The following is a 10,283-nucleotide window of genomic DNA, read 5'->3' on the forward strand; positions in this document are numbered from 1 at the left end:
CGGTGGCCGAGGTTGCGAGGTTGCCCGAAGTGCAGGTAGTATTGAGATAATTGGAATTTACAAAACCCCGATCGACGATTAGTATAGTATCAAGCAGCGGACTATAACTGATGCTTTCGTGATTTTGCAAAAAGAGTGTATAACCATTGGCACTTGAATCCACACAGATGTGGATATCCTGGGCAAGGCAGAGCCCTGCGCTTATTGACATTACACATAATATGTTTTTCATATCACCCCCTTTTTTATTCTCCGGTGAAAACCAGAGAAACGAAATGGATACTTAAATGTAGTGGTCGAGCTTGCTCGACATTGATTATTGCAGAGTAAACTCTGCCACTACAATTTGCTGTAGTGGTCGAGTCTGCTCGACAATTTAAAGCGCAAACCTGAAGGTTTGTCCTACATTTTATCGCAACCTGAAGGTTGCGCTACATTCAATAGAAAGACCATACGCAGGCTAAAGCCTGCGGCTACCCAATCTATATAATAATTTTAATTTTCTTTTGTAAAAAGTCAATGGACAAAGCAGGTGATATTGACAAATGATTTATGTAGGATATAATTGCCAGTGATTAAATTTTTGGTTGTGCTGTTATGTAAGATAATACTTATCTTTGCTGCAGAATATGGCACAATCAAGGGATTTGTATCCGATGCGGAAAACGGCGAAAAACTCAGTTATGCAGATGTTATTTTGAAGAATACTACAATTGGCACGAGCACCGATGAAAAGGGATATTACTACATTTCACGTATCCCTGAAGGCAAATATATAGTTGTATTTTCTTATCTTGGTTATGAACCAGTATTAAAAGAGATTGAGATTAAATCCGGGCAGGTTCTGACATTGAATGTGGAATTAAAACCATCAGCGATTGAAATGCCCGGTGTTGTAGTATCATCGGAGCGTGAAAGATTTGAAAAAAGTGTGGAGGTGAGCCATATCACATTTACTCAGCGGGAGATAAAGTCGGTACCCGGGCTTTTTGAATCGGATTTGATAAAGACATTGCAGTTGATGCCAGGTGTTATAGGAATGCATGATTTATCAAGCAAATTATATGTGCGGGGTGGAAGTCCGGATGAGAATTTGGTTTTGCTTGATGGCATAATAATTTATAATCCCGCAACCCATTTATTCGGACTTTTTTCCACATTCCAGCCCGATGCTGTGAAAGAAGCAGAATTATATGCAGGTGGATTTCCAGCAAAATATGGAGATAGACTTTCAGCAGTCCTCGATGTAACAACCAAAGAGGGAAATTCAAAAAAGTATGAAGGCAATGCGAGTGTTGGTTTGATAACATCTAAATTACTCGTTGAAGGTCCAATCCCCAAAGGTTCTTTTCTCTTCAGTGGCAGAAGGACATATTTTGATGCCTTAATCTGGGGATATGCCCATATCTTTAATAAAGACATTGAACTCCCTTATTATTTTTATGATGGTGTGGGGAAGATTAATTATAATCCATCCAGTGAAAATAGATTTACAATCACTGGATTTGGTGGCGCAGATGTCATTTCATTTTCTGAAGGCGACCCGCCATCAGACAAAGTAGATCTAATCTGGGGAAATCGTGGTATATCGGGAAAATGGCGCCGGGTATTCTCACCAAGAGTCTATGGGGAAATCCTCGGAGTCTGGAGCAATTTTTTCACGGATTTTAGATATTTTAATTATTATGATTCAACTGCAAACTTACGACTATATGAAAAGATTCAGAGTTTGACCGGCAAGTGCGACTTTTCTTATATTTATAGCGAGCAGCATACACTTGATTTTGGATTCCATGAGGAGAATCTTGGTGTTAAGCAGCACTGGGAGGTTGAAGAAGGAATATCTGGACCACCCAAGCAGAGTTCTAATCTCGTTGCAGTTTATCTCCAGGATAAATGGCAGGTGATAAAGCCAATTCTCTATATCCAGCCGGGGATAAGATTAATCTACTATAATCAGGGCAATCGGTTTCTTTATGATCCCAGGATTGGAGTGAAATATCGTTTTGGAGAAAATTCAGCATTGAATATTTCAATGGGAAAATATAATCAGTGCTTGATAACTATAAATAGTCAGGAATCATATTTTTCTATTTTTGACTTCTGGCGTCCGGTTGACAAAACACATAATCCGCCGGTTGGTTATCATTTTATTGCCGGAATTGAAAGATGGTTGGGTGAAGAAACAAATTTTAATATTGAAGGATATTACAAAAAATACTACAATCTATTGATACCCCGCGAAGAAGATATGTTTTTCAGTGTGCCCACTGAAAGTTTGCGTGTCGGGAATGGCTATGCAACAGGTGTAGATATCTTTCTTAAAAAAAGTTTTAAAGATTATTTTGGCTGGGTCAGTTATACATTCGGTTATACAAGAAGAAGTGTAGGAAATATCTCTTATTTTCCACGCTATGATAGAAGGCATAATCTAAATATTGTTTTCGGATTTGTTCTACCGAAGTCAATTCCGTTATTAAAAAATGGCAAACTTGATTTACGCTGGTATCTGGGAACCGGTTTGCCTTATGCTTTGGAGATAGCGAGATATCGTAAATATTTTGAATGGAGAAATGATACGCTGAATGGATATCCAGATTACTGGTGGAAGTATATAAAAGGCAACCGGGATGCCTTCAGATTACCACTATCTCACCGGCTTGATTTGCATTATGAAAAAGAGATAAAAATCTTTGGACTGAGAGGTGGCTGGTATCTGGATATTATTAATCTTTATGCACAAAAAAATGTGCTTTTCTATGATTACGAATATTTTGATTACAATACCGGGCAGGAATATGATCCACCGAGAAGGGTTGGCTATTCAATCCCACCGATTGCGATTCCCATACCTTCTTTTGGATTTAATGTGAGGTTTTGAAAAAATTATTATGATAATTTGAGGGCGAAAAACGGCGGAAAAAGGGCTAAAGATGGCTAAAGGGCAAAGAGGCAGGAGAAGGCAGGATATGACAAATATATTTGGTTTCGGTGGACGGTTAAGAAAAGCGAAACTGTTTGGAATATTGATTCTGTTTATTTTTTTATTCTGTCAAAAGTATAATGAAGAATTTGAACCGCAATTAAATGTTTTTTGTATTCTCAAAAATAATCGTCCATATCAAAAAGTAGTCGTTGATAGAATCTATGGAATGGACGAGAAATCAATTTATGACCTTGAAGATGTGCAGGTGATTCTTTCGGGGAACGGGATATGTGATACACTCGTTGAAGACTCAATCTTGGGAGTATTTGTAACGCGTGATACTTTTCCTGTTGTTCACGGCCAGACCTATCATTTGCAGGTTACTGCGAAGGGATTTGATACACTCAGGGGAACTACTACCATACCTGATTTATTTGAGATAATTTGTCCGCAGGATGGTGATACAGTTCAATTGTTGGATACAATGATAATTGAATTCAAGGATTGTCATCAATTGATAATAGGTGAGCTCTATTATCAGGATTCGCTACTATACTGGTATTTGTACGGTAGAATTAGAGATACAATTTTGGAATTGCCTTTCTCGGCTTGCCTTCATGACACAGGATATTATCGGTTGATGGTAGGGGTCTATGATAGCAATTATGTTAATTACTATATAGATGCAGCCAATCCTCAATGCGGAATTGAAAATGGGATTGGGTTGTTTGGAAGTACTTTTATTCTTGAAGTCAAATTTTATTATCAATAAAGGACATTTATTTTAATATTTTGAGACTTAAGTCTAAATTTGCACCCTTGACTTTTCCTAGTTATTAAATATATTCTATTATATGAATAATAGTAGCGTAATTACTAACACATCAGGTTTAAGTCTCTGTCAATTAAAATTTACGAAAGGAGGTTGGATGAGACTTTATTCATTATTCAAAAAAAGAACACTTTGGTTATTGCTGTTCTCTGTTGTTTTTTTATGGTCGGAATGGGTCCCCTTCGGGACCGAACGAGCCCCGAAAAAAACCATAATAGACCCAATTTCTGTCAATGATAATTCAGTTCAACTCAATATAAAAATATTCGGCGCAGAACATTCTGAATATGACGCAAACAAATTAACATATACTGGCAAAGAAGTTTTTGCATTGTTAAAAATAGACGAATATGCTTTCATTGGTGAAATTGGTAAGCCAAAATTACCTATGGTGACTTCTGTCCTTGATGTTCCACATAAGGCTAATATTAAGGTTGAGGTAATTTCAGCGGAATCAAAGGAGATTGATCTCAGAACTTTTGGGATTGATAAGAGAATTGCACCTGCGCTTCCAAGTGTAATCAAAAAGCCCAATGCAAAAGCAGAGTTTATCATTGATGAAAAGACATATTCAACCGATGCCTTTTATCCCGATAAAATTGCTGATATCTACGAAGGTGATGGTGGACTTGCACGTGGTCACAGGCTTGCAACCTTGAGGGTTTATCCAATCCATTATAATCCAGTTTCGGGAAGAATCAGAGTTTATACAGATATCAAATTAAAAGTAGATTTTGTCGGTGGTGATATCCTTGAAACCCAGAGAGTGATTGCAAAAGACTTTTCAACAGTTTGGGAAGAATTTATTAAGAGAACCGTAGTAAATTATCCGGAATATTTAAGGGGCGTTCCACCATTGCCAGTATATTACGATATTTTCTACAACGGTCAGGCACAAACTGTCGCAAACAAGCTTGCCCAGTGGAAAAAGAAAAAAGGATATAAGATAAGAATGTGGAATGCTGCAGGCTGGACTGTTTCAGCAATAAATGATACAATCAGAACACGCAATCCATTAGCAACTTTCCTTGTTATAATTGGAGATCCGAACTCAAGTTCAATCGCTTTACCCCCATCAGCAACAGGTTCTTCATCAGGAGATCAGACAGATTTATATTATGCAGAAGTGAATGAATCAGGCTATTTGCCCGATATGTTTTATGCCCGTATTTCAGTTTTAGATACAGTTCAAGGGAACACTTCAGTAAAGAAAGCAATAGACTGGGAGCACGCCAATTTTGGTTCAGCAGGCACTTCCTGGTTGAAAAAAGCATGTTTGATTGCCGGATATGATGCCGGTTATCAACCTGTGGGAATTGCTACGAATGCCTGGTGTCGTGCTTTGCTCCTGAATCATGGGTATCAGGTTGATACGTTGATAATAAGTTCATCAGAGAGCGATCAAAGAATTAAAAATCAAATAAATGCAGGAAGGGTCTGGTGTGTCTACACCGCACATGGGTCCCAGACATCCTGGGCAATTAACAATACAGACCAATTTACAGTGACAGAGTTAGGGCGACTTACGAATAACAATATGTATCCAATGCCTGCGGGCCATTGCTGTTTGAGCGGGGATTATCAATATTCATCTGATTGTTTTGGCGAGACATGGGATAGGTTGAGCGGTAAGGGTGGAATTTGTTATTTTGGTAGTGTTCCATCAACTTATTGGGATGAGGATGACTGGCTACAGAGGAGATATTTTGATGCGATATATACCGACAGCGTCACTGGTAGACTTTACGAGACTGGCAGATTTACACAGTGGGGGCTTTACTGGATTGAAAATAATACGAGTACTTCCCGAAAACGTTATTATTTTGAGGCATACCATCTTTTCAACGATCCTTCGCTTGATTTCTGGACTGATATTCCGCAGAATATGGCTGTTAGCCATAATGCAATTGTGTATCCTGGTTCGCAACAATTCACGGTAACAGTTACTGGAGGCGGAAATCCTCTGCGGGATGCATTGGTCTGCTGCTGGATAAAGAACCAGAATCCTGAAGTCCATGTTTCGGCTTATACAAATGCATCCGGAGTCGCGGTCTTAAACATTAATCCAACCACTCCTGGTGATACGATGTATGTGACCGTGACGAAACATAACTATCTTCCCTATGAAGGTTATGCGTTGGTTGTAAATCCTTCGGGTCCTTATGTAGTGTTGGGCAGAACAATTATCAATGATTCGGGTGGTAATGGTCAGGTTAATCCTGGAGAGACGGTGAATTATGGTGTTTATGGTAAGAATGTGGGTGTGGCGACAGCTCAGGGTGTTCGTGGAAAATTAACCGAATCCGATCCTTATGTTTCTATTTCTATTGACTCATCCTGGTATGGAAATATTCCCGCGAATGATTCTGTCCTTGGGAATCCGTATTACAGATTCAATGTTGTAAATAATTGTCCCAATAACTACAATGTCACCTTTACCCTTACTTTCCGTGATGCAAGTAATAACACTTGGACCGCCAACCCGATAATAGTGGTTTATGCGCCGGTGTTGGTTTATCAGTCGGTTGTGGTTACGGGTGGTAATGGTAATGGGATATTGGATCCTGGTGAGACGGCGAATTTAGTGGTGACGATCAAGAATGAGGGTGGTGCGGTGGCGTCCAATGTTGTGGGTGTGTTGATGGAGAATTCGCCGTATATAACGGTTAGTGATGCGAATGGTAGTTGGGGTAATTTGAATCCTGGTGCGACTGGTAGTAATAGTTCGGATGTGTTTACGGTGACTGCGGCGGGTAATACGCCGATTGGGACGGTGGTGCCGATGCAGATTCAGTTGACGAGTGGTGTTTATTGTGATACGATTGATTTTGAGATAACGGTGGGTCGGATGATGCCGTCGGATACTGGTTATTATTATGTTTATTGGTCGGGTGGTCCGTATCAGCAGGCGCCGGTTTATAGTTGGTTTGCGATAGATACGACGCAGACGCAGAATCCTGGGACGTCGTTGAATTTAGGTGATGATCAGGTGGTGCGTGTGGCATTGCCGTTTACTTTCAAGTATTATGGTGTGAATTATAATCGGATTTCAATATCATCCAATGGTTTTGTGACTTTGGATTCAGCCACATCCAGTTATGTGTCTAATTATGGTTTGCCGAGTACGAGTGCGCCGCCGACTTGTATTGCGGGGTTATGGGATGATTTGAATCCTGGGGTTAGTGGTGCGCCTGGGGATGTTTACTATTACAATGATGCAACCAATCATCGGTTTGTGGTGGAGTGGTTTAGGGTGCCGCATTATGGTGCGAATACGACTTTGGAGACGTTTGAGATAATATTGTATAATCCTGCTTATTATCCGACGCCGACGGGTGATGGTGAGATAGTTATTCAATATATGAATTCGATGCAAGAGGCTGATAATACTATAGGTATTCAGAATTCGGCGCGGAATGTTGGGATTCAGTATTATTTTGATGGGAATTATCATCCGTTGGGAGTGCCGATAACGAATCAGTTTGCGTTGAAGTTTACGACCAAGCCGCCGACGGTGGGTATTGAGGAAGAGGGTGGATTGAGTTTAGAGTCGGGTAAGTCCGGGATGGTGTTAATGCCGAATCCGTTCCGGCAGAAGCTTGATATCAGGTACAGGATACAGGATACTGGATTAAAGAATCAGGGTGTAAATTTAGCAATCTATGATGTTTCGGGTCGTGTGGTTAGGACTTTTAATTTAGCATCTGGTATTCAGGATCAAGTATTCAGTGTGGTTTGGGATGGTTGTGATGATTTAGGTCGGGAGTTGCCTGGTGGTGTGTATTTTGTGCGGTTAGAGGCTGGTGGTTTTAAGCAGGTAGAGAAGGCGGTGTTGTTGAGGTAAAGGAGATTAGGTGAGGAAGTGGGTTAGGAAGTTGGGCGTGGGAAGCTGGGGATTGAGAGATTATCTTCTTAGTTCGCACTTCCATACCCACTTCCTCACCCAAAAACTAATCTCTAATTTGCAGAAAGGGGGTGATATTATATATATATTTAAAAGAAGAATGTCAGGATACTATATTGATATTTTTAACTGCAGCCATAGTTTAGGACATTGTCTGTGCCTTTAAATAAAACAGAAAAGGGGGTTTTAATGAATAGAATAATTATCGCAAGTTTTGTATCGCTGGTACTCTTATTTGCCAGTGTTGCAAAACCACCTGAGGTTAATATCCTTAGTGACAGAGGTTCAAGCATAACTGTGGAATTTAAAATTTCAGGTTATGACATTGAACCAGTTGAAATTAATGGCAATACATCCTACCGGATAGTCTTGCCAAACTGTGCTACATATATGGAGAAAGGTTACCCTGAATTGCCGGTAATAAATAAGAGCATTATTATACCTGACGATGGGTTAATGTCTTACAGAATATTATCCGTAGAAGAAGAGACAAAATTAATCGGAAAGATTATTCCTTCAAAAGGAAATTTATATCGTAACATTAATCCCGAAGATGTACCTTATACATTTGGAAAAATTTATGATCTTAATACATTTTGGCCTGGAGAGATTATACAGTTGAGTGAGCCTTTTATATTGCGCGATTATCGTGGTTTATCCATTAGATTTAATCCATTCCGTTACAATCCTAAGACTGGAGAACTGAAGGTTATAAAAAGAATTGTAGTTGAGGTATATGAGTCAGGTAAGGGCGGTGTAAATGTATTAAATAAGCCACATGGTGCGATTACAAGGGAGTTTTTAGATATCTACGAAACGGTTTTTCTCAATTTCAATGAAACCCGATATGATTCCATTACTGAACGGGCTGGCAGGATGTTGATAATTACTGCGGATGCTTATATGTCCAATATGCAACCTTTTAAAACATGGAAAAGACAAAAGGGTATTCAAACAAAAATGGTACCTATATCGGTCGTTGGGAATACACCAACAAACATAAAGAACTACATACAGAACGAATATAATCAAGGCGGTCTGGTTTGGGTATTATTGGTTGGTGATGGTAATGAAGTTGTTCCGGGTGTTGGAACAATTGGTGCCGCTAATGGTGCAGATGCCGATCCAGTATATGCCTATTGTGCTGGTAGCGATTATTATCCTGATATTTATATTTCCAGATTTAGTTCGCGTGGTGGTAATGCGGTGAATATTGACAAGCAGGTGAGTCGTTCTATAAATTATGAGAAAACACCGCAAACCGGGGCGAATTGGTATAATATTGGTTTAGGTGTGGCGAGCAACCAGGGTACCCCTGCTGATTCAACAAGATGCAACTGGTTACGCGATTCTTTGTTAACGCCGAAATATTATTACACTGCGGTGAACAAAAGTTATGATTCCTGGGGAACAACGCAAATGATAAAGAATTTTATTGAGGCAGGAACAAGTATCATAAATTACATTGGACACGGTTCTACCACCAGTTGGGTGAACGGTGGTGGGTTTACTAATAACGACCTATTGGGTTTGAACAACCCGTGGAAACTGCCTTTTGTTATTTCAGTAGCGTGTGTAGTAGGCAATTTTGATGGCAATGATTGTTATTGTGAGGTTTCAGTGACAGTTGGAACCGTTGAAAATCCAAATGGATTTTTGGCACACTGGGGTTCAACGATAAATCAATCCTGGGTTCCACCATGTATCGGACAAGAAGGAGCGGTCAATCTTCTGACGCACAACAAGAAAAATACCTTTGGTGGATTGTGTTTTAATGGTGCCTGCTATATGATTGATTATTATGGTCCGACAAATGCCGCAGGCATTGAGATGGCGCAGACCTGGCATATTTTTGGCGATGCTTCGGTACAGGTGCGCACAAATACACCGCAGGCAATGACGGTGAACCATCCGTCTTCAATAAATATTGGACAGACGACATTTAGTGTAAGTGTACCCAATGTGGGCGCGGCGCTTGTTGGATTGTACATTGATACTCTATTAGTAGGAAGCGGTTATACAAATTCGGCGGGTAATGTTACAATTACATTAAATCCTCCACCCAGTGCTCCAGGCACTATGTATATTACCGTTACTGCTTATAATAAAATTCCTTATCTCGGCTCTGTGCCAATTGTTTCATCATCAGGTCCTTATATATTACTGGGCAGAATGATTTTGAATGATTCGGGGGGTAATGGCCAGGTAAATCCCGGTGAGACGGTGAATTTAGGTGTTTATGGGAAGAATGTCGGCAGTTCGGCTGCCCAGGGGGTGTATGGAAAACTAACCGAATCCGATCCTTATGTTTCTATTTCCATTGATTCATCCTGGTACGGAAATATTCCGGTTAATGATTCAGTGTTAGGCGCTCCTTATTATCGTTTCACTGTTGCTAACAATTGTCCAAACAATTACAATGTGAATTTCACACTGACATTCAAAGATGCAAGTAATAATACCTGGACCTCTAATCCGGTTGTAACGGTTTATGCGCCGGTTTTGACATATCAGTCGGTTGCGGTTACGGGTGGTAATGGTAATGGGATATTGGATCCTGGTGAGACGGCGAATTTAGTGGTGACGATCAAGAATGAGGGTGGTGCGGTGGCGTCCAATGT

5 protein-coding genes are annotated in these 10,283 nt (G+C 40.0%); 4 read left to right on the forward strand and 1 reads right to left on the reverse strand.

Annotation, left to right across the window (positions count from 1 at the left end; all coding sequences use genetic code 11):
* A partial coding sequence (locus tag ABIL69_11185; protein ID MEO0124551.1) for a hypothetical protein occupies positions 1-232 on the reverse strand: 232 nt, incomplete at its 3' end.
* Positions 233-571: 339 nt separating this feature from the next.
* On the opposite strand from ABIL69_11185, the gene ABIL69_11190 reads away from it, so the two are divergent.
* The 4 genes from ABIL69_11190 to ABIL69_11205 all read left to right on the forward strand — a co-directional run.
* The gene (locus ABIL69_11190; protein MEO0124552.1) at positions 572-2,881 is read left to right on the forward strand and encodes a TonB-dependent receptor; all 2,310 of its coding nucleotides are present in this window, start codon (positions 572-574) and stop codon (positions 2,879-2,881) included.
* 88 nt (positions 2,882-2,969) lie between these two features.
* On the forward strand, positions 2,970-3,698 hold the full coding sequence (locus ABIL69_11195; protein MEO0124553.1) for a DUF4249 family protein: 729 nt from the start codon (positions 2,970-2,972) through the stop codon (positions 3,696-3,698).
* Between the two features lie 82 nt (positions 3,699-3,780).
* Positions 3,781-7,602: a C25 family cysteine peptidase gene (locus ABIL69_11200; protein ID MEO0124554.1), complete on the forward strand. Its 3,822-nt coding sequence runs from the start codon at positions 3,781-3,783 to the stop codon at positions 7,600-7,602.
* Positions 7,603-7,851: 249 nt separating this feature from the next.
* Positions 7,852-10,283, forward strand: a 2,432-nt coding sequence (locus tag ABIL69_11205; GenBank protein ID MEO0124555.1) for a C25 family cysteine peptidase, incomplete at its 3' end; no start/stop codon positions are given.

It is taken from the genome of candidate division WOR-3 bacterium (genome assembly GCA_039802005.1).
Classification (GTDB): Bacteria; Hydrothermota; Tepidihabitantia; order SM23-42; family JAOAFX01; genus JAOAFX01.

Bases quoted from the DNA above. Each gene is read 5' to 3' on its own strand.
- ABIL69_11200 (MEO0124554.1), top strand. From the start codon at position 3,781: ATGAATAATAGTAGCGTAATTACTAACACATCAGGTTTAAGTCTCTGT.
- ABIL69_11195 (MEO0124553.1), top strand. From the start codon at position 2,970: ATGACAAATATATTTGGTTTCGGTGGACGGTTAAGAAAAGCGAAACTG.